Below are 25053 nucleotides of genomic sequence, written 5' to 3' on the forward strand. Positions count from 1 at the left end.
TTGCGGATAAAATCGAGCCCTTTCGCTTGATTTTTTGCAAGGGCGCCTCGAAATGGATGGACAAGGCTGGCTGCAGGGGACTCTGTATCGTCCTCAGTTTGAGCAGGATAGTTGCGGCTTCGGCCTCATTGCGCAGATGGATGACAAGCCATCGCATTGGCTTGTATCGACTGCCATCAAATCGCTGGCTTGCCTCACCCACCGGGGTGCGGTAGCGGCCGACGGCAAGTCGGGTGACGGCTGTGGCCTGCTGTTCAGGAAGCCCGATGGCTTCCTGCGCACGGTGGCCGCCGAAACCGGCATCAGCCTCGCCGCCAACTATGCTGCGGGCCTGGTGTTCCATAGCACCGATGCGGGCATTGCCGCCGAATCCATCGCCAATCTCAAGGCGGCCGTCGAAGGCCAGGGCCTGGTCTACGCTGGCCTGCGCCTGGTTCCGGTCAATGTCGAAGCCTGTGGCGAATATGCGCTGCGTACGCTGCCGACCATCGGCCAGGTGTTCGTCAATGCCCCCGATGGCCTGGCCGACGCCGAGTTCGAACGCAAGCTCTACCAGGCACGCCGCATGGCCGAGAAGGCCAACAAGGGCGATGCCTCGTTCTACATCCCGACGCTGAACCCCAAGGTGCTGTCGTACAAGGGCCTCGTCACGCCGGACAACCTGCCGGTGTTCTACCTGGACCTGAAGGACGAGCGCTTCGAGTCGTCGCTGGCCGTGTATCACCAGCGCTTCTCGACCAACACTTGGCCGCAGTGGAAGCTGGCGCAGCCGTTCCGCTTCGTCGCGCACAACGGCGAAATCAACACGCTGCACGGCAACCGCTTGTGGGCCAAGGCGCGCGAAGCGATCATGGATAGCGCCTTGCTCGACATGGACGCCATCCGCCCCATCGTGCAGACCGATGGCTCCGATTCGATGAGCCTCGACAATATGCTCGAAGGCCTGATGATGGGCGGCATCGACATCTTCCGCGCCTTCCGCATGATGGTGCCGCCGGCCTGGCAGAACGTCGATTCCAACGACCGCGACCTGCGCGCGTTCTACGAGTACAACTCCATGCACATGGAGCCGTGGGACGGCCCGGCCGGCCTCGTCTGGACCAATGGCCGCTACGCCGGCTGTGCGCTCGACCGTAACGGCCTGCGCCCGGCGCGCTATGTGATCACCAAGGATAGACACATCACTATTGCCTCCGAAGTGGGCACCTGGGACTACAAGCCCGAGGACGTGGTGAAGAAGGGCCGGGTGAAGCCGGGCCAGATCGTTGCCGTCGACCTGACCACCGGCGAATTCCTCGATACCGAGACCATCGACAACCGCCTGAAGTCGGCCAAGCCGTACCGCGAGTGGGTCAAGACCCATGCGCAGCACCTCGAGATCGCCGAGGACAAAGGCGTGCTGCCGGCCATGGACAAGGCCCTGCGCCTTACCTACCAGAAGCAGTTCCAGCTCACGTTCGAAGAGCGTGACCAGGTGATCCGCGTGCTGGCCGAAGCCGGCCAGGAAGCGGTCGGATCGATGGGTGACGACACCCCGATGGCCGTATTGAGCGAAAAGGTGCGCTCGCCGTTCGACTACCTGCGCCAGCAGTTTGCCCAGGTGACCAACCCGCCGATCGACCCGATCCGCGAAGCGATCGTGATGTCGCTGAACACCTGTTTCGGCCCCGAGCGCAACCTGTTCGACGAGAGCGAAATCAACGCGCGTCGTCTCGAAGTGCGCTCGCCGGTACTCTCCAGCGACAAGTTCGACGCGCTGACCAGCATGAACGATCCGGACTACAAGTCCGCCCAGTTCGATCTCGCCTATGATCCGGCGCAGACCAACCTGAAGGCCGCGATTGAAGCGCTGCAGGCCGCGGTGCTCAAATCGGTGCGTGACGACAAGACCGTCATCGTGGTGCTGTCCGACAAGCGCATTGCCAAGGATCTCCTGGTGATCCCGGCGCTGTTCGCGGTCGGTGCCGTCAACCATGCGCTGGTCGATACGGGCCTGCGTTGCACCACCAACATCATCATCGAGACCGCCACTGCGCGCGATCCGCATCACTTCGCCTGCCTGATCGGCTACGGTGCCACCGCCGTGTTCCCGTACCTCGCGTACCAGACCATCATGGAGCTGATCGAACTCGGCCAGGTGGAGCTGCCGCTGGAGAAGGCGGCGAACAACTTCCGCAAGGGCATCAACAAGGGCCTGATGAAGATCCTCTCCAAGATGGGGATCTCGACCATTGCGTCCTACCGCGGCTCGCAGCTGTTCGAAGGCGTGGGCATCGGCGAGGAAGTGGTCGACCTGTGCCTGGAAGGCACCGTGTCCCGCATCGGCGGCGCGACCTTCTTCGATTTCGAGGAAGACCAGAAGAAGCTGACCCGCCTCGCGTTCAACACCATGCGCCCGCTGCAACAGGGCGGCCTGCTCAAGTACGTGTTCGGCGAGGAATACCACGCCTACAACCCGGACGTGGTGATGCAGCTGCAAAAAGCGGTGCAGGGCGGCGACTACAAGGAATACCAGAAGTACGCCGACCTGGTGAACAACCGCCCGGTCGCCATGCTGCGTGACCTGATGACGCTGGATTTCGATCCGGCCAAGGCGATTGCCGTCGACGAGGTCGAACCGCTCGAATCCATCCTCAAGCGTTTCGACTCGGCCGGCATGTCGCTGGGCGCACTCTCGCCCGAAGCGCACGAGGCGCTGGCCGAAGGCATGAACCGCCTGGGCGGCCGCTCGAACTCGGGCGAAGGTGGCGAGGACGCATCGCGCTACGGCACGATGAAGATGTCCAAGATCAAGCAGGTGGCGTCTGGCCGTTTCGGCGTCACTCCGCATTACCTTGTCAACGCCGAAGTGCTGCAGATCAAGGTGGCCCAGGGTGCCAAGCCGGGCGAAGGCGGCCAGCTGCCGGGCGACAAGGTTAGCCCGCTGATTGCCAAGCTGCGTTGCTCCAAGCCGGGCATCAGCCTGATCTCGCCGCCGCCGCACCACGACATCTATTCGATCGAGGATCTGGCCCAGCTGATTTTCGATCTGAAGCAGGTCAACCCGCAGGCGCTGGTCTCCGTGAAGCTGGTGGCTGAGCCGGGCGTGGGCACCATTGCCGCTGGCGTGGCCAAGGCTTATGCCGACCTGATCACCATTTCGGGTTACGACGGTGGCACCGGCGCATCGCCCTTGGCATCGGTCAAGTACGCCGGCTCGCCGTTCGAACTGGGCCTGACCGAAGCGCAGCAGGTGCTGCGCGCCAACGGTCTGCGCGGCCGGGTGCGCGTCCAGGCCGACGGTGGCCTAAAGACCGGCCTTGACGTGATCAAGGCCGCCGCCATGGGCGCCGAGAGCTTTGGCTTTGGCACCGGCCCGATGGTGGCGCTGGGCTGCAAATATCTGCGGATCTGCCACCTGAACAACTGCGCCACCGGCGTGGCGACGCAGGAAATCAAGCTGCGTTCCAAGTACTTCACGGGCTTGCCGGACATGGTGGTGAACTATTTCACCTTCATCGCGCAGGAAACCCGCGAGCTGATGGCCAAGCTCGGCATCCGCCGCTTCGAGGATCTGATCGGCCGCACCGACCTGCTGTCGCTGGCTGCGGGCGAAACCTCCCGCCAGCAGAAGCTGCGTCTGGACGTGCTCTTGAGCCAGGGCACGATACCGAACGACGTGCCGCGCTTCTGTATCGAGGATTCCAACCCCTCGTTCGACAAGGGCGAGCTGGCCGAGCAAATGGTCAAGGACGCGCTGGCCGGCATCCTGGCTAAGACGCCACAGAAGCTGCAATACAAGGTGCGCAACATCAACCGCTCGATCGGTGCGCGTCTGTCGGGCGAGATCGCCAAGGCGCACGGCGCCGAAGGCCTGCCGGCCGATTGCCTGCATATCAAGCTCACCGGTTCTGCCGGTCAGTCGTTCGGCGTGTGGAACGCCAACGGCCTGACGCTGGAACTGGAAGGCGATGCCAACGACTACGTTGGCAAGGGTATGGCCGGTGGCCGCGTGGTGATCTATCCGCCCGAGGGCAGCGAGTTCAAGTCCGATGACGGCGTGATCGTCGGCAACACCTGCCTCTACGGCGCAACCGGCGGCGAGCTGTATGCCGCGGGCCGTGGCGGCGAGCGTTATGCCGTGCGTAACTCGGGCGCGCTGACGGTGGTCGAAGGCGTGGGCGACCACGGCTGCGAATACATGACCGGCGGCGCGGTGATCGTGCTGGGCGAGACCGGCTACAACTTCGGCGCGGGCATGACGGGCGGCTTCGCCCTGGTCTACGACCCGAAGGAAAAGTTCGCGTATCGCATCAACAACGAGCTGGTCGACATCAACGTCATCAACGGCGAAGCCTTCGGCGCGGTGCGGGCCTTCCTGCGCGACAAGCTCAAGGCACACGTCGAGCTGACCCGATCGTCCAAGGCGTCCGAGCTGCTCAGCAACTTCGACGAGGCCGTGGACTACTTCTGGCTGGTGAAGCCCAAGGCCGCCAAGCTCGACGATCTGCTGAAAGATTGATGATGTGAAGTGCGGGGCAGGGTGCGGGTTGCCGCGCCGCCCCGCACCGTAGCGTATGTGTTCAGGAGCCGAGGGTTGAACCGGGCGTGCCCGCTTCCTCGCTCCTCACCGAGGTTAAATCAATGTCCGACGTATTCCAGTTTATGAACGTTGCGCGCAACCCCGGCGAGAAGGTGCCGGTGGAGAGGCGCAAGTTCGTGTTCCGCGAAATCTACCAACCGCTGGCCAAGCTCGAAGCCGGCGAGCAGGCTGGCCGTTGCCTGTCTTGCGGCAATCCGTACTGCGAGTGGGAATGCCCGGTGCACAACTACATCCCGAACTGGCTGCAGCTGGTGCAGGAAGGCAAGTTGTTCGAAGCGGCCGAGCTGTCGCACAAGACCAATTCGCTGCCCGAGATCTGTGGCCGCGTCTGTCCGCAGGATCGGTTGTGCGAAGGCGCGTGTACGCTGAACCAGGGCGGTTTTGGCGCGGTGTCGATCGGCTCGGTCGAGAAATACATCACCGATGAAGCGTTCAAGCAGGGCTGGCGCCCGGACATGAGCCAGGTGGTGACGACCGACAAGAAGGTCGCCATCATCGGCGCGGGCCCGGCTGGCCTCGGCTGTGCCGACATCCTGGTGCGCAATGGCGTCAAGCCCGTGGTGTTCGATCGCTACGAAGAGATCGGTGGCCTCTTAACCTTCGGCATTCCTGAGTTCAAGCTCGAGAAGGAAGTGATCGCCACCCGTCGCCAGATCATGGAAGAAATGGGTGTCGAGTTCCGCCTCAACACCGAGATCGGCCGCGACATCAGTATCGACCAGTTGCTGGCCGACTACGACGCCGTGTTCATGGGCATGGGCGCGTACAAGTACATGAAGGGCGGCTTCGAGGGCGAGGCCCTGCCGGGCGTGCTCGAAGCGCTGCCGTTCCTGATCAACAACGTGCGCAACTCGATGAACACGCTGCCCGAGGGCGAGGTGTTCCAGTCGATGCAGGGCAAGCGCGTGGTGGTGCTGGGTGGCGGCGATACCGCCATGGACTGCAACCGCACCTCGATCCGCCAGGGCGCTCAGAGCGTGATCTGCGCGTATCGCCGCGACGAAGAAAACATGCCGGGCTCCAAGCGCGAAGTGCTGAACGCCAAGGAAGAGGGCGTCGAGTTCCAGTGGAACAGCCAGCCGGTCGGCATCGAACAGAACGCCGACGGTTCGCTCAAGCTCAAGCTCGTTACGACCCAGCTGGGTGCGCCGGATGAAAAGGGCCGTCGTCGCCCCGAAGTGATCGCCGGTTCCGAGCGTGGTATCAATTGCGACCACGTCATCGTCGCCTTCGGCTTCCAGGCCGAGCGTCAGGACTGGTTCGACGGCGCCAACATCAAGACCGACGACTGGAGCCGTACCGTTGCGCCGTTCAAGCAGCAGTACAAGCACCAGACCAGCAACCCCAAGGTGTTCGCCGGCGGTGATCAGGTGCGCGGCGCCGATCTGGTGGTGCGTGCGGTGTACGAAGGCCGTCAGGCCGCCGAGGGCATCCTCGAGTACCTGAACCTCTGGTAAACCGAGGATACGGCAACAAAAAGCCCCGCGATTGCGGGGCTTTTTGTTCAGCGATGGTCGGCCTACGCATTGCCCGCATGCGGCGACGAGCCGCCACGGCCCCTAGATTCGATCGGGCTGGCAAAGCGCGCGATTGCATCGTCGATCACGTACCAGTCGGTCTGGCCGGTGACGGGGAGATGCTGATCGATCTGGGCCTGCAGCACCTGCGCGCGCTGGCGCTGCTCCGCGGCAAGCTCCTGGCGGCCGGTGGCCTGCGCGAGCTCTGCCAACTGATAGCGCAGCTTGGCCTCGACATGCAGCATGCCGTCGCTGTTGGCAATGTCGAGCCCGCGCTGCAGCAGGCGTATGGCCTGTTCGTATTCGCCCTGGTGCCGGCGGACCGTGGCCAGTGCGGCGAGCACGTTGGCCTCGCACCAATGCGATGGCGTGAACACCAGGAGCTCCATCGCTTCCTCCAGCATCTGTTCGGCGGTATCGAGCGCGCCTTCCTCCAGTCGCAGTTCGGACAATCGCAGCAGCAGTTCAGCCTGGTAGTGGCCGAAATCGTGCTCCCGGCATTGTGCCAGCGCGCTTTCCAGCATCTGGCGTGCCTCGTCGCGACTGCCAATCATGCATAGATCCCAGCCCAGCGTGATGCGGACCTTGGCGACCATGTAGATGTCGTCGCTGCCAGTGAGCAATCGGTCCGCGGCCTGCAAAAAGGCGATCGAACGCTGGTAGTCGCCGCAGGCACTGCAGACATGGGCGAGGCCGACCAGCGCCAACACCCGGATGCGCTTCCGGGTTGCATCATTGCCACACAGCATCAAGCAACGCAGCCAGGCGCCTGCGGCGGTCAGGTAGTCGCCCGAGGTGTAGCAATGCCGGCCCATGCGCTCCTGCGCCGCAGGCTCGAGATCAGTGAGCTGGTATTGCTGGCACAACTGCAACGCTTCCGCGATCGCGAGACCACCTTCCTCGCGGATGCCCAGCTGGTCCTCGATCAACGACAGCTGTGTCGCGGCGCGCACGATGCCGACAATGTCACTGGCCGCACGCGCTTCGTTCAATAACGGCTGGCATAGCCGGAAGGCGGCGATAGGATCGTCGAAGGTGATGCTGGCGATGTCGTCGAGCAGGCGCGCTCGTTCTGGCGTGGTGGAGAGCATGATGGCCGGAGACCGTGTTACGCCCATTGTAAGAGCTTGCCGCCAGCAAGACCATGCCGACCGTTGGTCGGAGTAGCCCGGCCATCCCGCCTGGGCTAGCGCTTGAAGTCGGCGTTCAAGAGGTTATCCAGGTGCCCGAGGCGCGGTGCGGCGCGTGCTGGGCGCACGATATCCAGATGCAGCCGCAATTGCTGGCCCTGGCGCCGATGCTCGTCGTGCAGCGCAGACTTGCCGGCTTGGGCGGCATAATCGGCGGCCTGCTCATGCAGCCTCACCTGAAGGTGGCGCATGCCGTCGTGTTGCGCGATATCGAGTGCACGATGCGTGTCCTGCAGCGCGGCCTCGATCGCACCCTGATCCGCCAGCAAGGTGGCGTGCAGCGACAGCAGGTTGACCTCACCCCAGTGATACGGCGTTTCGCAGACCAGCATCAGCCCATCGGCCACGAGCTTGGCGGCCTCGTCCGGATACGCCTGGGCGATGCGCAATTCCGCCAGCCGATAGAGCGCTTCCGCTTCGTGATGCGGGAAGGTGTGTTCGCGACATAGCTTGATCGCGGCCTGTAGCGAGGTCTCCGCCGCCGTGTAGTCGCCGATCTTGTACTGGTTGTAACCCAGGTTGATCTTGACCATGGCAGAAAGGTAGGGGTCTTGAATTCGATCGAGCTGGGCATGCGCCGCGGTGTGCATGCGAACCGCCTGCTCGTGGTCGTCGCATGCGTCGCACAACTGCCCGATACCGACGAGCGCCTGCGTCTGAACCCGTTGCAGCGTCGGATTGCCGCGACAGAACCGGACGCAGCGTTCCCAGTAGTCGAGTGCCGGCTGGTAGTCGCCCTGGGTGTAGTGGCAACGGCCCAGCTGCTCCAGTACATCGGCCTCCAGCGCGCGAAAGCCGAATTCCTCGCAATGGGCCAGCGCTTCGACCAGCGCATACGCGGCCTCCTGCACTTCCCCCAGCTGATCCTCGATCAGCGAGAGCTGCAGTGCGGCGCGGATCAACGCCTCCGGGTCGTGCCCGTGTCGCGCGCTGTCGAGTAGCCGCAGACACAGCACGCGTGCGCGCGTCGGCTCGACAAAGGTCGCGGTTTTGATTTCCGCGAGCAGCTGAGCATGGTCGATACGCAGGGTGGGTTGCAGCATGATGTGGGCGGGGAACGTAATACTCGCAGTCTAATGCCGGCGCCGGCGTAGCGCTGCACCCGTTTAGCTGATGACGCAGCCCTGTCTGAATGTCGATTCACGGCCTAGGGTTAGCCCCCATTGTCCACGGCCCGCTCGCGGTTACGATGCAGCGATGGAGTCGACTACTTTTCTTTCCGGGTTCGTGCTGCTGCTGCTCGTCACCGATCCATTCGGCAGCCTGCCGATCTTCGTTGCGCTGATGAAGCGGGTGCCGCCCGCGCGGCGGCGCATGGTCGTGGTGCGCGAGATCCTGGTCGCGTTCTGCGTGCTGTTCGCCTTCATGTTGTTTGGCCGGCAGTTCCTGCAGCTGATGCATTTGTCCGAGACTTCGCTTGGCATCGCCGGTGGGGTGATCCTGTTCCTGATCGCCTTGCGCATGGTGTTTCCGCCACCACCGAGTACCGCCGAGGTCGAGACCGAGGAGCCCTTTGTCGTGCCGCTGGCGATCCCGCTGATCGCCGGGCCTTCGGCGCTGGCCACCGTGCTGCTCTTGGTGTCGCGCGAGCCGGCGCGGTTGTGGGAATGGGTGGCGGCGCTGGCGCTGACCATGCTGATCTGTGGCCTGGCGCTGGCGTTCTCGGAGAAGATCAGCCTCTGGCTGGGCGAGCGGGTCACCATTGCCTTCGAGCGATTGATGGGCCTCGTGCTGACCGCGATCGCGGTGCAGATGTTGCTAGACGGCATACGCCTCTACGTTGGCAGCCTCGCTTCGTGATCGCGGACAAGGGCAGCGTGGCGCTTTGCCGCTACAATTCGGGCACGAAATCCCATCTTGCCAAGGAGACGCCATGACCCAGGATGAAATGAAACGCGCCGCAGCCGAGGCTGCGCTCGCCTTTGTACCGGATGACAGCATCGTCGGCGTCGGGACCGGCTCGACCGCCAACCATTTCATCGATGCCCTGGCCAAGCAAAAGGGGCGTATCGTCGGCGCGGTGTCGTCTTCCGAAGCATCGGTCGCCCGGCTCAAGGGTCATGGTATCGCCGTGTTCGACCTCAATGGCATCGACCGGTTGCCGGTGTATGTCGATGGCGCGGACGAGATCAATCACCAGTTGCAGATGATCAAGGGTGGCGGCGCGGCGCTGACGCGCGAGAAGATCGTCGCCGCCGTCGCGGAGCAGTTCGTCTGCATCGCCGACGAGAGCAAATACGTGCGCGTGCTCGGGGATTTCCCGCTGCCGGTCGAGGTGATCCCGATGGCCCGCTCCTACGTGGCGCGCGAACTGGTGAAGCTGGGCGGTCATCCGGCCTATCGCGAGGGCGTGGTTACCGACAACGGCAACATCATTCTCGATGTGCATGGCCTGCAGATCGTCGAGGCGAGCAGGCTCGAGTCCGAGATCAATCACATCACCGGTGTGGTCACCAATGGCATCTTCGCGCGCCGCCGCGCCGACGTGCTGCTGCTGGGCACGCGCGAGGGTGTGAAGACCTACCGCTGATTATTACAGCACTGTTGCAATTGGCGCCGATCCTCGGGTCGGCGCCTTGTTTTTGCAGCGGCCTTTGCCGGTGTTGGCTACCATCGGCCCATGCCGGTGGCGCTGCAATGCCACGCGCGCCAGCCGCTGCGGCGGTGCCACCTGCAACCCGTTTGAAACATTTACGTAACCTGGAGCTGCTAACTTGCCATGAATACGCCGCAACAGAGACGCCGCATGTCTGACCACATTTCCAAGCAGTTTGATGCCGAACTCGAAACCATACGTTCCAGCGTGCTGGCCATGGCGGGCCTCGTCGAGGAGCAGGTACGCCTGTCGATGCAGGCGCTGGCCAACGGTGACATGGCGATCATCGAGAAGGTGATCGAGCAGGAAGAGCGCGTCAACGAAATGCATGTGCAACTGGATGATCTGTGCATCCACATGATCGCGCGTCGCCAGCCAGCCGCGAGCGACTTGCGCATGGTGATGAGCGTGATCAAGTCGGTCGAGGACCTGGAGCGCATCGGTGACAAGGCCGCCCGCATCTGCCAGCGCGCCAAGAACATCTTCGATGCCGGCAAGCTGCAGGTGCCGCGTTTCGCCGAGCTCAACCATATCGCCCAGCAGGCGCTCGACATGCTGGCCAAGTCGCTCGACGCGTTTGCCCGTCTTGACGCGGTGCCGGCCACTGAAGTGAAGCGGGCCGACCAGATCATCGACAACGAGTATCGTGCGCTACAACGTCAGCTGATCACGGTGATGATGGAAGATCCGCGCTCGATTTCGTTGACCCTGGACATCCTGTGGATCGCCAAGGCGATCGAACGCATCGGCGACTTGGCGGTGAATATCGCCGAACAGGTGGTATATCTGGTCAAGGGTGAGGATGTACGTCACAAGGGTGCCGACGAAATGGAACGCGTGGTGCTCACACCCAAAGCCGAATAGCCGTTTCGCGCAACGATCCGGGGCGGCCATGCGCCGCCCTGGTCGTTTGCCAAGCGGCAAGGCGCCGGGTATGTTGACACCCGTCGTCATCTTTTCCATACACCATGCCGGATAGCGCGCTGATTGCCGCGGTCGACCTTGGGTCCAACAGTTTTCGCCTGCAAGTGGCGCGTATCGTCGATGGTGGGCTGTTGCCGATCGATACGCTGAAGGAAACGGTGCGCTTTGGCGCCGGGCTCGATGCACGGGGTTTCCTCACCGAATCGGCACAGGCCGAGGCGCTGGCAGCGCTGGCTCGCTTTGGCGAGCGCCTGCGCGGGCTCGAACCGAACCAGGTGCGGGCGGTGGCGACCAATACCTTTCGCGTTGCCAAGAATGCGGCCGAGTTCGTGCCCCGCGCCGAGGCCGCGCTCGGCTTTCCCATCGACGTGATCGGCGGCAGCGAGGAAGCGCGGCTGATCTATCTGGGCGCCGCGCACAGCCTGCCCGCCACGCGTGAGAAGCGGCTGGTGGTCGATATCGGCGGCGGCTCGACCGAACTGATTGTCGGTCGCCAGTTCAAGCCGTTACTGACCGAAAGCACGCTGATGGGCTGCGTGTCGTGGAGCCTGCTCTTCTTTCCCGATGGCGTGATCGACGCGGCCCGGCTGGAGCGGGCTGAGCTCGCCGCGCGCAACGTGCTGCAGCCCCTGGTGGCCGACATCGCCGCCTCGGGCTGGCAAAGCGCGATCGGAACCTCGGGCACTGCACGCTCGCTGTCCGACATCCTGGAGCTCAACGACTTCTCGCCCACGGGCATTACCGCTGAGGGGCTGGTACGGCTGCGCGAGGTTTTGCTGCGCGCCGGCCACGTGGACCGGGTGGAGCTCGACGGGCTGCGCGCCGATCGCCGGCCCGTGCTGGCGGGTGGCTTTGCCATCATGGCGGCCGCGTTCGCCGCGTTCGGCATCGGCCGAATGACCATTACCTACGGCGCGCTGCGCGACGGCGTGATCTACGACCTGATGGGCCGGCAGGCACAGACCGACGTGCGCGATGACACGGTGGCGGCGTTCTGTCGGCGCCACCAGGTCGATGAGGCGCAGGCGACGCGGGTGACGCAGCTGGCGACGGCGCTGTTCGGCCAACTGGCCTGCGCGCGCAGCGACGTGGCGCGCAGCCTGATGGATGCGGCCCGGCTGCATGAAATCGGGCGCTCGATCTCGCACGCCAGCTTTCACAAGCATTCGGCCTATATCGTGCGCAATGCCGACATGCCGGGTTTCTCGCGCCGCGAGCAGGCGCGGCTGGCGGCGCTGGTGCTGGCGCAGCAGGGCAAGCTCTCCAAGCTCGATGGCGAGGGGCTGGGCGAGACGGAGTGGTCGGCCGTGCTCGCCCTGCGGCTGGCATTGCTGTTCTGCCGCAACCGTATGGACGATACGCTGCCGCCGCTATCACTGGCGGCCCAAGGACAGGGGCACAGGCTGGCCTTGCCTGCGGCCTGGCTGCAAACCCACCCACTGACCCGATACGCCTTGGAGGAGGAGGCACGCGCATGGCTAAAAAGCGGACGAGCCCTAAACTTGCAAGTCGACTGAGGCAGCATCCCCGCTCGGACAAGGCCGGGTCGCCGCCGGGAACGATGCGCTACGTCGGCCCGCATCAGCCCGAGGCGACGCTGGCAACGCTGATCGAGTTCGGCCCGAACGACGGTGAGTTCCTCGAAACCTGCTTTACCTCGCTGGAGGAGGGCAGGCGCTACGAGCCGACCTACAAGACCTTCTGGCTCAATCTGCATGGTCTCGGTGATGTCGAGCTGCTGAAATACATCGGCAAGCGCTTCAACCTGCACCCGCTGGTGATGGAGGACATCCTCAATACCGAGCAGCGGCCCAAGGTCGAGGTCTATCCCGGTTACCTCTTCGTCACGGCGCGGCTGGTCCATTCGACCGACGATGGGCTGATCGGCAGCGAGCAGATCGCCATCGTGCTGGGCAGGGGCTTTGTGCTCACTTTCCAGGAGAAACCGACCGGCACCTTCGACAACATCCGCGTGGCGCTCAAGAGCGCGCAATCGCAGGTGCGCGCGCTGGGGGCCGATTACCTGGTCTACTCCTTGCTCGACAAGCTGGTTGATCGCTATTTCGGCGTCCTCGAAACCATGGGCGAACGCATCGAGTTGCTCGATGACGAGATCACCGCCGGCCCTTTGCCCGCGCACTTGAACGATATCCAGTGCTTGCGGCGGGCCTTGCTGACGGTGAAGCGCGGTTTATGGCCGACGCGTGAGATGGTGAACGTGCTGCAGCGTGACGAGCCCGACTTCTTCCATGCCGAAACCCAGCTTTATCTACGCGATGTGTACGACCATTGCGTGCAGCTGATCGAATCGACCGAGGCGCTGCGCGATCTGCTGGGCAGCCTGCAGGATACCCATCTGGCCTTGCAGTCACACCGGATGAATTTGCAGATGCGCGTGCTGACCGCGATCACGACGGTCTTTATGCCGCTGTCGCTGATCGCCGGCATCTACGGAATGAACTTCGACGTGATGCCGGAGCTGCACTGGCGCTGGGGCTATTTCGGCGTACTGGGCGGCATGGCGCTGCTGGCGCTAATGCTGATCGGGTTTTTCCGGCTGCGGCGCTGGTTCTGACTGGCTGCGGCGCTCCTGACCACTGCGCCGCTCGATGAGCACCAGGCCTTCTTCGGTGATCAAGGGAAAACCATTCTGGGCAGACAGATGGCGGCGCTCGGGGCCGCGAGGTAGCACCAGGCCGAGACTCGCTGATGCTGGGGTGAAGGTGGGCATGGCGCGGCTCCTGGCTGCCGACTGATTTCACCTTAGCCGCAATTTTCGTGCTCGCTGGCGCGGATACTCAGAAAAACCAGGCGAATGCGAAAGTGCCGAGCATGGCCAGTGCGATCGCAACCTTGGCGATGGCGCCCAGAATCAGTCCCAGCCACGTTGCGAAGCCGACCTGGCCGGCGCGTTCCAGATCACGACGGGCGTAATACTCGCCGAGCGCCGCGCCGACGAACGGCCCCAGCAACAGCCCGATCACGCCACCGAACACGCCAACGACCGAGCCGATGATGGAGCCCCACAAGGCTTCCTTGCTGGCACCGTATTTCTTCGCCCCGAGCGCGCCCGCCACGTAGTCGAGCACGACCGAGATCAGGACCAGGACGGCCAGTATCGTCAGCGTGATCCATCCCACCCGGACAAAACCGTTGGCCCAGCTGGCGAGCAGCATGCCGGCGAACATCAGCGGCGTTCCGGGCAGCATGGGGAGCAGCGTGCCGATGAGCCCGCCCAGAACCAACAGCGCCGCAATGACGTAATAGATGGATTCCGCCGTGGCAAATTCGCTCATAGCTCGAAGTCGTTTCCGCGTTGCAATAGCTGGAACGGAGTGCCCAGGCTGGCGTTAAGTTCCGCGCCCAGCGCCGCCTCGTGGCCGGGTTCCAGGTGGGTGATCCAGCGCCGCACGCTGGCGGGCAGGCCCGCAGCACAAGGGGCGAGCGTCGCCGCGGTATGGTGGCCTGCGCGCAACGCAGCCTGATGCTGGGCGTTGGCAAAAGTGGTTTCGACAATGACGTCGGTCAGCCCGGTTTCGCAGGCGAGGATGGCCCAGAAGTCGGGGCAGGGGCCGGTATCGCCGGAAAACGCCACGGTGCGCCGCGCGCCGCGCAGCAGGAAGCCAAGCGCGGGCACGCTGTGATTGGCGGGCAGGGCAACGATGGCTATCCCGTCGACATCGCGCACGTCCCCGACCTGGAGTGGGGCAAAGCGCAGCGCGGGCTGGTCATCGCTGGGCATCCGGGTGTAATCGGGCCACAACGCGCCATTGAACAGGTGTTGGCACAACGCCGTGCTCGTTTCCGGCCGGGTGTGGACCGTGAGCGTGCCCTGGCTGTGCGATAGCCGTGCGTCGGCCAGCATCGGTAGCAGCGCGGTATGGTCCAGATGGCTGTGGGTAAGGAAAACGGTGTCGATGGCCAGTAACTGCGCCAGTGAGAGATCGCCGACGCCGGTACCGCAATCGATCAGTGTGTGCGTACCCAGCAACAGCGATGTGGTGCGCAAGTCGGCGGCGATGCCGCCCGAGCAGCCGAGTACGGTGAGTCGCATGACCAGCCCTCCGCCCCCAGCTTAGCGCCTGCCTACGCGCTTTTCACTGCCGCGCCGGCCCAAGGGTTCGGGACATGGTCGAGGCGCTGCCGCGTGGCAAGCCGCGCATGCTGCGGTGTACCTTGCGCCTTGCCGTATACCGGCACCGCCCCGCTGTTAGTGGCGCGAGCTGCGCCAGAACAACACGATACCCAGCACGATCATCGGCAGGCTGAGCCACTGGCCCATCGACAGGTTGCCGGCCAAGAGACCCAGGAAGTCATCGGGCTCGCGGGCGAATTCGGCAATGAAACGGAACACGCCGTAGCCGATCAGGAAGACCGCCGATACCTGGCCGGTCTTGCGCGGTTTGCCCGAGTAGAACCACAGGATCACAAACAGCAGCACGCCTTCGAGTGCGAATTGATAGAGCTGCGAGGGGTGGCGCGGCAGTACGCCGTATTGCAGCAGCCAATCGTGCCACTGTGGGTGGCTCAGCACCTCGCGGGCATCGGCGCTTTGCGCCTGCGGAAAGCCCATGGCCCACCAGGCCGTCGGCTCGGTGACGCGACCCCACAACTCGCCGTTGATGAAGTTGCCCAGGCGCCCGGCGGCCAGACCCAGCGGCACCAGCGGGGCAATCACGTCGGTCACCTGGAAGAACGTTCGGCCGGTTTTTCTGCCGTACAGCCACATGGCGGCGAGCACGCCGAGGAAGCCGCCATGAAATGCCATGCCGCCTTCCCACACCTTGAGGACTTCCAGCGGATGCGACAGGTAGAAATCCGCCTTGTAGAAGAAGGCGTAACCCAGTCGGCCGCCCAGGATCACACCGAGCACGCCGTAGAACAGCAGATCGTCGATCTCTTCCACGCGCCAGCCCTGGTGCAGGCCATTGCGGATGCGCAGCCGACCCAATGCCCAGAACAGCACGAAACCCACCAGATACATCAGGCCATACCAGTGCACGGAAAGCGGGCCGATGCCAAACACCGGTCCGAGCGAAACGGCAATGGGGTCGAATTGCGGGTGGATGAGCATGGGCTGGGGCTTTCCGATAAAATCGGCGCATTATACCTGCTTCCTTTCACCGGCTTCGTAGTCGCTGTTTCTCAAGGATTTACCGCCATGCCCGCCTATCGTTCCCGTACTTCCACCCACGGCCGCAACATGGCCGGCGCGCGCGCCCTGTGGCGTGCCACCGGCATGAAGGATGGCGATTTCGGCAAGCCCATCATTGCCATCGCCAACTCGTTCACCCAGTTCGTTCCGGGCCACGTGCACCTGCATAACCTGGGCCAGATGGTGGCGCGCGAGATCGAAAAGGCCGGCGGCATCGCCAAGGAATTCAATACCATCGCCGTGGACGACGGTATCGCCATGGGCCACGGCGGCATGCTCTACAGCCTGCCCAGCCGCGAACTGATCGCCGATTCGGTCGAATACATGGTGAACGCGCACTGCGCCGATGCCATCGTCTGCATCTCCAACTGCGACAAGATCACCCCCGGCATGCTGATGGCTGCGCTGCGGCTGAACGTGCCGGTGATCTTCGTCTCCGGCGGGCCGATGGAAGCGGGCAAGGTCGACTGGCACGGAGAGATCCGCAAGCTGGATCTGGTCGACGCCATGGTCGAGGCGGCCAACGACAAGGTCAGCGACGAGGAAGTGGCCGCGGTCGAGCGCAGCGCCTGCCCCACCTGCGGCTCGTGCTCGGGCATGTTCACCGCCAATTCGATGAACTGCCTGACCGAGGCGCTGGGTCTGTCGCTGCCGGGCAATGGCTCGCTGCTGGCGACCCATGCCGACCGCAAACAACTGTTCCTGCAGGCCGGCCGCACCATCGTCGAACTGGCGCGTCGCTATTACGAGCAGGACGACGCCAGCGTGCTGCCGCGCAATATTGCCACTTTCGCCGCGTTCGAGAACGCCATGAGCCTCGACGTGGCCATGGGCGGCTCGACCAACACTGTGCTGCATCTGCTGGCCGCTGCCAGCGAGGCCGGCGTCGACTTCAAGATGGCCGATATCGACCGCATCAGCCGCCGCGTACCGTGCCTCGCCAAAGTGGCGCCGGCCACGCAGAAGTACCATATGGAAGACGTGCATCGCGCCGGCGGCGTGGTCGGCATCCTGGCCGAACTCGACCGTGCCGGCCTCATTAATCGTGACGTGCCGACCGTGCATACCGCGACGCTGGGTGAAGCCCTCGCCAAGTGGGATGTGATGCAGAACCCGGACGACAGCGTGGCGCACCATTTCTACCGAGCCGCGCCGGGGGGCATCCCGACGACCATCGCCTTCAGCCAGAGCATGCGTTACCCGGATCTCGACATCGATCGCGCCGAAGGCTGTATCCGTAGCAAGGAGCACGCCTACAGCCAGGACGGTGGCCTTGCCGTGCTGTATGGCAATATCGCCGAGCGCGGTTGCATCGTGAAGACCGCGGGTGTGGACGACAGCATCCTCAAGTTCACCGGCCGCGCACGCATCTTCGAATCGCAGGACGATGCGGTGGCCGGCATCCTCGCTGACCAGATCGTCGCCGGTGACATCGTGGTCATCCGCTACGAAGGCCCCAAGGGCGGCCCGGGCATGCAGGAAATGCTCTACCCGACCAGCTATCTGAAGTCCAAGGACCTGGGTAAGGCCTGCGCCTTGCTGACCGATGGCCGCTTCTCGGGGGGTACCTCGGGCCTGTCGATCGGCCACTGCTCGCCGGAGGCCGCAGAAGGCGGCGCGATCGGTCTGGTGGAAGAGGGCGACACCATCGTCATCGACATCCCGAACCGCACCATCGAGCTTGCTGTGAGCATGGAAGAGCTGGCGCATCGACGCGGCAAGATGGAAGCCAAGGGCAAGGCGCTGGCCTGGAAACCGGTGAACCGCGAGCGCTACGTCAGCCCGGCGTTGCGCGCCTACGCGGCGATGACCACCAGTGCCGATACCGGCGCTGTGCGCGATGTGAGCCAGGTCGAGCACCAGTAAGCGATGTATGGCACATGAAAAACGGGATGGCTGGGCCATCCCGTTTTTGCTGGCCGACGCCTGCCGTTAAACTCAACGATCCCAGTAGCTTCAAGCGCGCCATGAAGAAACCGACTGACAGCGCCACCATCCGCGAGGCCATCCGTGCCGTTGTGGCCCAAATCCCCTATGGCCAGGTCATGAGCTACGGCGATGTAGCGCGCGCGGCGGGTTACCCGCGCCACGCCCGCATGGTCGGCCGCGTGCTCGATGCCAGCCTGCCGTGGTACCGCGTGATCAATGCGCAAGGCAAGGTCAGCGTACGCGGCATGGATGGGCAGGATGAATTGCAGCGGATGCTGCTGGAGCAGGAGGGGGTGGTACTGGAGTCGGCGAGTACCGCGCCGTGGCACCGGCCTTGATCGGCAGGCAAGAAAAAAGCCGGCATAAAGCCGGCTTTTTTCTTGCGGTATTCTTGGTGGCCAGTCGCGGAATCGAACCACGGACACGCGGATTTTCAATCCGCTGCTCTACCAACTGAGCTAACTGGCCGCTGAAGAGAGGCGCATTAAACCGTACCGGCTCATTGCTGTCAACCCTTGCGCCACATTTTCTCCGAAGGCCGGTTTGGCGGGCGTGTGCGAGCAGGTTCGCCTGGCTGCAAAAGTGGGTGACACCTGCGTGCCCCCATGCTTTTGCCAAACGCAGGCACTAGAATGCCGCGACGCATGACAGAAATGGGGAGGGTGAGATGAACAGCTATACGCGCTGGATCGAACCGGCGATAGCCGCGGGTGTGGTGGTGACATTGCTGGCGCTGTCGTACCAGGTGATGGCGCCATTTATCGCAGCGCTCGCGTGGGCGGGTATCCTGGTATTTGCAACCTGGCAGCCCTTTTTGCGCCTGGCTGGGTGGCTGTGGGGCAGCCGCACGCTGGCCGCCCTGGTACTGCTTGGCTTGTTTGCCTCGCTGATCCTGGTGCCGCTGGTGTTTGCCGGGGTGGAGCTTGCGACCAATGTCGATGAGATTTCGCTGTGGCTGCATGAACGCATTGTGGCCGGCTTGCCAGCGTTGCCGGTCTGGGTGACGGGATTGCCGTGGTTGGGTGCCAAGCTCGCCACGTTCTGGGCCGAGCTCTCGGCGGGTGACCCGCAAACGCTGAACCAGATTCGCGAATGGCTGAAGCCGTTGGGAGCGTTCCTGCTGATGTTCGGCAAGGCACTGGGCAGCGGCTTGCTGCTGCTGCTCCTCAGCCTGTTCCTGTCGTTCTTCCTTTACGTGAGTGGGCACGAGATCGTGCAATGGCTGATGCGGGCGCTGCACCGTATCGGTGGCGAGCGCGCGCAGGCGTTGATGAAGCTGGCGGGCGGCACCGTGCGCGGTGTGGTCTACGGTTTTATCGGCACGGCGCTGGTCCAGGCGGCGCTGGCCTGGTTCGCCTTCTGGCTGGCCGGCGTGCCCAATGCGGCGGCGTTCGGTCTGATCTGCGCCTTTTTGTCGTTGATACCGGGTGGGCCCAGCCTCCTGGGTTTGCCGGTGGCGCTGTGGCTGCATATGCACGGCCAGACCGGCTGGGCCATTTTCCTGGCGATCTGGATGGTGGTGGTGGTGGCGTCGGCGGACAACGTGGTCAAGCCGCTGGTGATTGGCAAGGAAAGCAATCTGCCCTTTGCGCTGATCCTGCTCGGCGTGTTGGGTGGGGCGCTGGCGTGGGGGATGCTGGGAGTGTTTCTCGGCCCGACGCTGCTGGCGGTCAGCTACACGCTGCTGCGCAGCTGGGCCAGCACGCGGATGGCGGAAACGTCCGCCTCGGTGACGACGCTGCAGGTACCGGACGAGGTGGAGGATGAGGATCCGCCGGAACTGGCCGGAGAGGCTGAGGTGTTGGTCGTGCGGCCCGCAGGCGAGGTCAAAGACTGAGCAGCCAACCGCCCCAGCCGGCGACGAGTATGGCGTAACCGATGATCTTTTGTACCGAGCGGGCCGGATGACGGCCCGTTTTGTTTGGGTGCATGACAGACGCTCCGGTGAGTCTCAATCAAATTATTGAGAGCGATTCTCAATAAATCCAATCGCTTGTCCCTATGGTGCTCATAGCGATGGAGCACCCGGACTACGCTCGTTCCCGGCATTCGCCCGTTCATGCCGCTGGCGGGGTCACATTAACGATGATTAATGATTCGACAGATGAGCTGGCGTACGATCGCGTGGCCGAATTGGTCTTATATGTAGTTAACTTTAATACCAATTGATCGATCGGTATTCCACCCATCTGGAGGATCAGAATGAAATCGATGCAGTTCGCTCGTCGACAGGGTCTCGCCGCCCTCGTCGTCGGCCTCTGCCTGTCGGCCGGCGTCTTTGCCGCGCCGGCATGGCAAGAAGGCAGCACCTATACCGCCGAGACCGTGGTCAGCTACAACGGCCACGACTACAAGTCGCTGGTGACCCATACCGCCTACGCCGGCGCCAACTGGAATCCGCAGTCGACACCGACGTTGTGGCAGGACCTGGGTGTAACCAGTGCCGCTACGCCGACACCGGTGGCCGCGACCCCGGTGCCGACGCCGATCCCCACCCCGATTCCCACGCGCAACGACACGCCGACGGTTACGCCGGTCTCGCCGACGCCGGTGGTGGTCACGCCCGTGACGCCGGCGCCGAGCGCCTGCTATCCGATCTGGGCCGCCGCGTCGGTCTATACCGGCGGCCAGCGCGTGACTTATCAAGGCGTGAACTACGAAGCCAAGTGGTGGACGCAGGGTGACACCCCGGCGCAATCCGGCGACTGGGGTGTCTGGAAGTCGCTCGGTGCCTGCGGCGCCACGCCGTCTCCTACCCCCACCGTCACGCCGACGTTGACTCCGACGCCGAAGCCGGTAACGCCGGCCCCGGTCACACCGGCTCCCGTCACGCCCGCACCGGTGACCCCGGCGCCCGTGACCCCTGCACCGGTCACGCCGGCCCCCGTAACGCCCGTTCCCGTGACCCCGGTTCCGGTGACGCCGAGCCCGGGCACTGGCGTTCCCGCGCCGGCCACGCCGCAAGTCGGTTCCTACTTCACCCAGTGGGGCGTGTACGACAGCGCCTTCTTCGTGAAGCACGTCGATACCAGTGGTGCCGCCGCCAAGCTCACCTTCATCAACTACGCCTTCGGCAACGTCTACAAGCAGGCCGACGGCAGTTACCAGTGCTCCAGCGGCATCAACAAGCTGGAGCCGGGCTCGACCAACGAGAGCGATCCACAAGCCGGTACCGGTGGCGACGCCTGGGCCGACTACCAGATGGACTACAAGGCGGCCGATTCGGTCGACGGTGTCGGGGACGAGTGGGAAAACACCCTGAAGGGCAACTTCAACCAGCTGAAGAAGCTCAAGGCCAAGCATCAGAACCTGAAGGTGTTGATCTCGCTGGGCGGCTGGACCTGGTCCAAGTGGTTCTCCGCCGCTGCGGCAACGCCGGCGCTGCGCCAGAAGCTGGTGAGTTCGTGCATCGACGTCTACATCAAGGGCAACCTGAAGAAGGCCGATGGTGATCCGGCCGGTGGTACCGGCGCTGCCGCTGGCATCTTCGATGGTATCGATATCGACTGGGAATACCCGGGCGGTGGCGGCCAGCCGTACAACACCAGTTCCGCCGCCGATCGCCAGAACTTCTCGCTGCTGCTGAAGGAATTCCGCACGCAGCTCGATGCACTGGGCGCGAGCAACAGCAAGCAGTACCTGCTGACGGTGGCGATCGGTGCCGGCGTCGACAAGATCGTCAATACCGAGCCTGCCGAGTACAGCCAGTACCTGAACTGGGTGAACGTGATGACCTACGACTTCCACGGCGGTTGGGAAGGCACGGGTCCGACCAACTTCCACTCGCACCTGTATCCGGATCCGGCCGATCCGTATGCCGGCACCACGGCCGCGTCGTACAACATCGACACGGCCGTTACCCGGCTGGTCGAAGCCGGCATGCCGGCCAAGAAGCTGGTACTGGGCATCCCGTACTACGGGCGTGGCTGGGGGGGCGTGAAGGCGGGTGCCGCCGGTGATGGCCTCTATCAGGCAGCCACGGGCGCACCGGGCAAGGTCGGTACCAGCACCGAGGCCGGCTATGGCGACTACAAGGCGCTGGTGAATGCACCGGGGACCAAGCGCTATCACCCGGTCACCAAGCAGTTGTACCAGTACGATGGCAGCAACTGGTGGAGTTACGACGATGCCACCACCATTCGCACCAAAATCCAGTACCTGAAGAACAAGGGCCTGGGCGGCCTGTTCAGCTGGTCGCTGGATGCGGACGATGCCAATGCCACCCTGACTCGCACCATGAGCGAAGTCCAGCAGTAAAACGTCTCCAACGTTTCGGTTCTTTTGAACGGGCCTTCGGGCCCGTTTTTTTTGTGCAATATGTTGCGTAAGATTGTTACTGTCTGTTTGGGTCAGAAGATGCGTGAGCGCCGTGGTAAACTCGGACCCATAACAATATCAAGCAGTTGCTCCTATCCTAAGGACAAATGCTTCGATCGGCGCCCAAAGGCGCCGGACCGCTCGGGGTGATGGGGATGGACCACAACGATCTGCTCGCGGCGACACGCGCCGAATTCCTGCGGCTGTTCGATGACGCACTGGACGATGTGATCGGCCAGGCCGGACAGCAATTATTCGTCAAGGCGGAACGCGCGCTATCTGGCAAGGAGCGCAGCCAGCTCTGGGAGGCACGCTCGGCTGTGCTCGGCCAGGGCGCGCTGCTGCGGCGTCAGCTGCAGGCGCAGATGTCCCAGCTGCTCGTGCGCAGTTTCAAGACGGCCTACAGCAGCGAGCGACCATCGTTCGCCAATGCGCTCTCCACAGTCGAATTGTCGCTGGTCAACCAGACCGCGTTCGAGGACGAGCTGCGGATCGACGCTATCACCAAATACCTGCGCAACGAGGCCGACGAACAACTGCGCGATCTCAATATCCGCATCGCCTTGCTGTTTGGCCAGGAGGCGGTCAAGGAGCGCGAGAATCCGTTTCGCCCCTATCTGTTGTCGCGCTGCGTTTCCAACGCAGTGGAGACGCTGCAGCTGGAGCGCGAGACAGCCGGCATGCTGGTGGAACAATTGTGCGAGGGCTTTGCCGGCAGGGTGTGCAATATCTACGAGGCGCTCAATGCCTTGCTGGCGCGGCACGGATTGGCCGCGCAGCTGCAGATCAAGATCCAGCCGGCGCCCTCGTTGCGCCGGCCCATGGCAACCGGCGAGCAAAATGGCGTGACCCAGGCCCCGTCCGACGCCGACTTCGGTCTCGGCGCGGATGGCCTGAGTGCTGGTGCCGGTTTCCAGTCCGCGGGTGTTACGCCGAGCGAGGGGATGACGCAGGGCGGCACGGCAGCGGCCGGCCCGTCGCGCGAGCAGCGCCTGCTCGACATGGTCCACGCCTTCCAGAGTGCCGCCCCCTCGCCGCAGCCGGGTTGGTCGGCGCCAGCGCCCGCCGCCTCCGCCCCGGCCTCGGCCTCGGCTCAGCCTGGCTGGCTGTCCGGGACACAGCGCGCCGGCGCCATGCTGCGCAAGCTGTTCGGTGGCGTTCTGCAGTGGTCCGGTGAAAGCGATAGCGCAGGCGGCGCGGGGTTGACCGGTGAGGCGGCGCGCAACAGCCTGCTGGCGATGCAGCTGGCACAGTTGCAATCGACGCTGGTGGCGAAACAAGTGGCGCTGGGTGACGATGGCGAACCGCGCAATCTGCTGCTCGAGCATCGCAGTACGCTGGCCAAGGAAAGCCGCGACAATCGCGAGCAGATGACGATCGATATCGTTGCCATGCTGTTCGAATTCATCCTGCGCGACACCAACGTGCCGGCCGAGGTGCGGGCCCAGCTGGGGCGCCTGCAGTTCCAGGTGCTCAAGCTTGCGCTGCAGGATCCGACGCTGCTTACCGAGCGCAACCACCCGGCGCGCGCGCTGGTGAACCGCATTGGCTCGATCTCGCTGGCGCTCAAGCAGATCGATCCTCAGGGCGAGCGCGTCGTGACCGCCATCTGCCACATCGTCGAGACGCTGCTGGCCGAGGAAGTGGAAAGCGCCGCGCTGTTCTCACGCATGCTCGATGAGCTCGATGCCTTTATCGCGCGCGAATTGCGCAGCAGCGAGGCGCAGGTGGCGCCGGCGTTGCAGGCGGTGGAGCGCGCCGAGGTGCGTACGCTGCAGTTCGCACGCATCGTCGCGATGATTTCCGAGGCACTGGTCGAGATCCGGCTTGACGATTACCTCGACCATTTCCTGCGCAACACCTGGGCCCGCGTGATCGAGCAGGCCAGCCGCGACGATGCGCAACGCGCGCTACGCTACTGGCGGGTGATGCCGGAGCTGGTGTGGAGCATGGCGCCCAAGTTCAGCGACGACGACCGCCTGGAGATGCGCAATCTGCTGCAAGGCATGTTGGCCACGTTGCGTCAGGGGTTGGCCGAAGCGAGCCGGCAGGAAGACGAGCAGGCGCTGTTCCATCGTTTGATCGATGCCCACAAGCTGGCCTTGCGTAGCAGCAGCAATGACCTGCTTATCCCGCCGCTCGCCTTCTTTCGCGAGCGCTTCGAAGCCTTTGTCGAAAACGAGACCTTCGTGGCTGCTGAGAAATACGCACAGCGCAATTCGCGCCTCGATAGCCAGCTCTTGGCCGAAGCCATCCGTGAGCTGGAAACGGGGCTGGATCTCGTCGACCAGTGGTTCGAGGACGAGGTCGACGATGCCGAGGTGCTGGAGACCGCCGGGACGATAGGCACCGACGGGGGAAGCGACGATTTCGACGACACGCTGGCGCGCCTGCGCTGCGGGGTCGGAATCAAAATCAATCTGGACGGCGCCCCGACGCCGGCAGTGCTGAGCTGGCCGGACCTCGCTGGCGGGCGGCTGGTGCTGAGCTTTGGCGCGGAGCGCCCGCCCTCCATCCTCACGATGCGCTTGTTCCGCCGCCTGCTGACCACGGGCCGTGCCCAGTTCATCGAAGAGCGCGAGCTGTTCGAGCGCGCGGTCGAGCAGTTGGTCGATTCGGCCGACCGCCTCGACGCCATTCCGGCCTGAGCGCGTAGCACCCAAAGCAAACGGCGCCCCGCGGGGCGCCGTTGTGCATGGCCGGCTGACCGGCCCGCGACGGCTTAAGCAGTCAGTTGCAGCAGCTTTTCGAACGCCTCATCGAACAGCTTGAGGCCTTCGCTTTGCAGTTGCTCGCCAACGATGTTGAAGTCAAAGCCCAGCTTGCGCAGGGTGACCAGCGCC

General features: G+C 63.9%; 18 protein-coding genes and 1 tRNA gene. 12 read left to right on the plus strand and 7 right to left on the minus strand.

The genetic code is table 11. The features are described from left to right. Positions 1-52: 52 nt before the first annotated feature. Both gltB and NLI84_RS15585 read left to right on the plus strand, forming a co-directional pair. Positions 53-4501, plus strand: coding sequence for a glutamate synthase large subunit (gene gltB, locus NLI84_RS15580; RefSeq protein WP_255991605.1), 4449 nt, complete (start codon positions 53-55; stop codon positions 4499-4501). Between the two features lie 122 nt (positions 4502-4623). Further along, positions 4624-6039: a glutamate synthase small subunit GltD family protein gene (locus tag NLI84_RS15585; protein ID WP_255991588.1), complete on the plus strand. Its 1416-nt coding sequence runs from the start codon at positions 4624-4626 to the stop codon at positions 6037-6039. Between the two features lie 62 nt (positions 6040-6101). Here the strand turns inward: NLI84_RS15585 and NLI84_RS15590 are convergent, their stop codons facing one another. After that, the gene (locus NLI84_RS15590; protein ID WP_255991589.1) at positions 6102-7190 is read right to left on the minus strand and encodes a tetratricopeptide repeat protein; all 1089 of its coding nucleotides are present in this window, start codon (positions 7188-7190) and stop codon (positions 6102-6104) included. Between the two features lie 95 nt (positions 7191-7285). Then, positions 7286-8332, minus strand: coding sequence for a tetratricopeptide repeat protein (locus NLI84_RS15595; RefSeq protein WP_255991590.1), 1047 nt, complete (start codon positions 8330-8332; stop codon positions 7286-7288). Positions 8333-8486: 154 nt separating this feature from the next. Here NLI84_RS15595 and NLI84_RS15600 point away from each other — a divergent pair, with 154 nt between their 5' ends. From NLI84_RS15600 to corA, 5 genes are all read left to right on the plus strand, one after another. Further along, a complete protein-coding gene (locus tag NLI84_RS15600; protein ID WP_255991591.1) occupies positions 8487-9089 on the plus strand; it encodes a MarC family protein in 603 nt (200 codons plus the stop codon). 73 nt (positions 9090-9162) lie between these two features. After that, positions 9163-9819, plus strand: coding sequence for a ribose-5-phosphate isomerase RpiA (gene rpiA / locus NLI84_RS15605; protein WP_255991592.1), 657 nt, complete (start codon positions 9163-9165; stop codon positions 9817-9819). A 216-nt stretch (positions 9820-10035) separates the two neighbouring features. Beyond that, positions 10036-10749 carry a phosphate signaling complex protein PhoU gene (gene phoU, locus NLI84_RS15610; protein ID WP_255991593.1) on the plus strand — a complete coding sequence of 238 codons (714 nt, stop codon included), beginning with the start codon at positions 10036-10038 and terminating at the stop codon, positions 10747-10749. 104 nt (positions 10750-10853) lie between these two features. After that, complete coding sequence (locus tag NLI84_RS15615; RefSeq protein WP_255991594.1) at positions 10854-12326, plus strand: Ppx/GppA phosphatase family protein; 1473 nt, start codon at positions 10854-10856, stop codon at positions 12324-12326. 44 nt (positions 12327-12370) lie between these two features. Continuing rightward, a complete protein-coding gene (gene corA / locus NLI84_RS15620) occupies positions 12371-13384 on the plus strand; it encodes a magnesium/cobalt transporter CorA (RefSeq protein ID WP_255991595.1) in 1014 nt (337 codons plus the stop codon). Here the strand turns inward: corA and NLI84_RS15625 are convergent. The 4 genes from NLI84_RS15625 to lgt form a co-directional block, all read right to left on the minus strand. Beyond that, positions 13343-13540, minus strand: coding sequence for a hypothetical protein (locus NLI84_RS15625; protein ID WP_255991596.1), 198 nt, complete (start codon positions 13538-13540; stop codon positions 13343-13345). The genes corA and NLI84_RS15625 overlap by 42 nt on opposite strands. Positions 13541-13607: 67 nt before the next feature. Next, positions 13608-14105, minus strand: coding sequence for a DUF456 domain-containing protein (locus tag NLI84_RS15630; RefSeq protein WP_255991597.1), 498 nt, complete (start codon positions 14103-14105; stop codon positions 13608-13610). Further along, entirely contained in the window at positions 14102-14863 is a 762-nt protein-coding gene (locus NLI84_RS15635) for a 3',5'-cyclic-nucleotide phosphodiesterase (protein WP_255991598.1), read from the minus strand. Before NLI84_RS15635 ends, NLI84_RS15630 begins: the two co-directional genes overlap by 4 nt. Positions 14864-15019: 156 nt before the next feature. Beyond that, positions 15020-15883 carry a prolipoprotein diacylglyceryl transferase gene (lgt, locus tag NLI84_RS15640; protein ID WP_255991599.1) on the minus strand — a complete coding sequence of 288 codons (864 nt, stop codon included), beginning with the start codon at positions 15881-15883 and terminating at the stop codon, positions 15020-15022. An 87-nt stretch (positions 15884-15970) separates the two neighbouring features. On the opposite strand from lgt, the gene ilvD reads away from it, so the two are divergent. Further along, positions 15971-17830 carry a dihydroxy-acid dehydratase gene (gene ilvD / locus NLI84_RS15645; protein ID WP_255991600.1) on the plus strand — a complete coding sequence of 620 codons (1860 nt, stop codon included), beginning with the start codon at positions 15971-15973 and terminating at the stop codon, positions 17828-17830. A 101-nt stretch (positions 17831-17931) separates the two neighbouring features. Further along, on the plus strand, positions 17932-18231 hold the full coding sequence (locus tag NLI84_RS15650) for an MGMT family protein (RefSeq protein ID WP_255991601.1): 300 nt from the start codon (positions 17932-17934) through the stop codon (positions 18229-18231). A 54-nt stretch (positions 18232-18285) separates the two neighbouring features. Here NLI84_RS15650 and NLI84_RS15655 read toward each other — a convergent pair. Beyond that, a tRNA-Phe gene (locus tag NLI84_RS15655) sits at positions 18286-18361 on the minus strand. A 199-nt stretch (positions 18362-18560) separates the two neighbouring features. On the opposite strand from NLI84_RS15655, the gene NLI84_RS15660 reads away from it, so the two are divergent. The 3 genes from NLI84_RS15660 (at position 18561) to NLI84_RS15670 (ending at position 24858) form a co-directional block, all read left to right on the plus strand. Next, the gene (locus tag NLI84_RS15660; RefSeq protein ID WP_255991602.1) at positions 18561-19730 is read left to right on the plus strand and encodes an AI-2E family transporter; all 1170 of its coding nucleotides are present in this window, start codon (positions 18561-18563) and stop codon (positions 19728-19730) included. A 365-nt stretch (positions 19731-20095) separates the two neighbouring features. Then, positions 20096-22150, plus strand: a complete 2055-nt coding sequence (locus tag NLI84_RS15665; RefSeq protein ID WP_255991603.1) for a glycosyl hydrolase family 18 protein — start codon at positions 20096-20098, stop codon at positions 22148-22150. A 215-nt stretch (positions 22151-22365) separates the two neighbouring features. Next, positions 22366-24858 (plus strand): DUF1631 family protein, encoded by a 2493-nt coding sequence (locus NLI84_RS15670; protein ID WP_255991604.1) that lies wholly within the window; start codon positions 22366-22368, stop codon positions 24856-24858. The last annotated feature ends 195 nt before the right edge of the window (positions 24859-25053 follow it).

The sequence above is a fragment of the Chitinolyticbacter albus genome, from assembly GCF_024437655.1.
GTDB classification, from domain to species: domain Bacteria; phylum Pseudomonadota; class Gammaproteobacteria; order Burkholderiales; family Chitinibacteraceae; genus Chitinolyticbacter; species Chitinolyticbacter albus.

Excerpts from the sequence above, each read along its gene's own strand:
- NLI84_RS15670 (WP_255991604.1), top strand. The coding sequence starts at position 22,366 with ATGGACCACAACGATCTGCTCGCGGCGACACGCGCCGAATTCCTGCGG.
- NLI84_RS15625 (WP_255991596.1), bottom strand. The coding sequence starts at position 13,540 with ATGCCCACCTTCACCCCAGCATCAGCGAGTCTCGGCCTGGTGCTACCT.
- NLI84_RS15630 (WP_255991597.1), bottom strand. The coding sequence starts at position 14,105 with ATGAGCGAATTTGCCACGGCGGAATCCATCTATTACGTCATTGCGGCG.
- NLI84_RS15635 (WP_255991598.1), bottom strand. The coding sequence starts at position 14,863 with ATGCGACTCACCGTACTCGGCTGCTCGGGCGGCATCGCCGCCGACTTG.
- corA (WP_255991595.1), top strand. The coding sequence starts at position 12,371 with ATGCGCTACGTCGGCCCGCATCAGCCCGAGGCGACGCTGGCAACGCTG.
- NLI84_RS15590 (WP_255991589.1), bottom strand. The coding sequence starts at position 7,190 with ATGCTCTCCACCACGCCAGAACGAGCGCGCCTGCTCGACGACATCGCC.
- NLI84_RS15665 (WP_255991603.1), top strand. The coding sequence starts at position 20,096 with ATGAAATCGATGCAGTTCGCTCGTCGACAGGGTCTCGCCGCCCTCGTC.
- NLI84_RS15615 (WP_255991594.1), top strand. The coding sequence starts at position 10,854 with ATGCCGGATAGCGCGCTGATTGCCGCGGTCGACCTTGGGTCCAACAGT.
- lgt (WP_255991599.1), bottom strand. The coding sequence starts at position 15,883 with ATGCTCATCCACCCGCAATTCGACCCCATTGCCGTTTCGCTCGGACCG.
- phoU (WP_255991593.1), top strand. The coding sequence starts at position 10,036 with ATGTCTGACCACATTTCCAAGCAGTTTGATGCCGAACTCGAAACCATA.
- gltB (WP_255991605.1), top strand. The coding sequence starts at position 53 with ATGGATGGACAAGGCTGGCTGCAGGGGACTCTGTATCGTCCTCAGTTT.
- NLI84_RS15600 (WP_255991591.1), top strand. The coding sequence starts at position 8,487 with ATGGAGTCGACTACTTTTCTTTCCGGGTTCGTGCTGCTGCTGCTCGTC.
- NLI84_RS15585 (WP_255991588.1), top strand. The coding sequence starts at position 4,624 with ATGTCCGACGTATTCCAGTTTATGAACGTTGCGCGCAACCCCGGCGAG.
- ilvD (WP_255991600.1), top strand. The coding sequence starts at position 15,971 with ATGCCCGCCTATCGTTCCCGTACTTCCACCCACGGCCGCAACATGGCC.
- rpiA (WP_255991592.1), top strand. The coding sequence starts at position 9,163 with ATGACCCAGGATGAAATGAAACGCGCCGCAGCCGAGGCTGCGCTCGCC.
- NLI84_RS15660 (WP_255991602.1), top strand. The coding sequence starts at position 18,561 with ATGAACAGCTATACGCGCTGGATCGAACCGGCGATAGCCGCGGGTGTG.
- NLI84_RS15595 (WP_255991590.1), bottom strand. The coding sequence starts at position 8,332 with ATGCTGCAACCCACCCTGCGTATCGACCATGCTCAGCTGCTCGCGGAA.
- NLI84_RS15650 (WP_255991601.1), top strand. The coding sequence starts at position 17,932 with ATGAAGAAACCGACTGACAGCGCCACCATCCGCGAGGCCATCCGTGCC.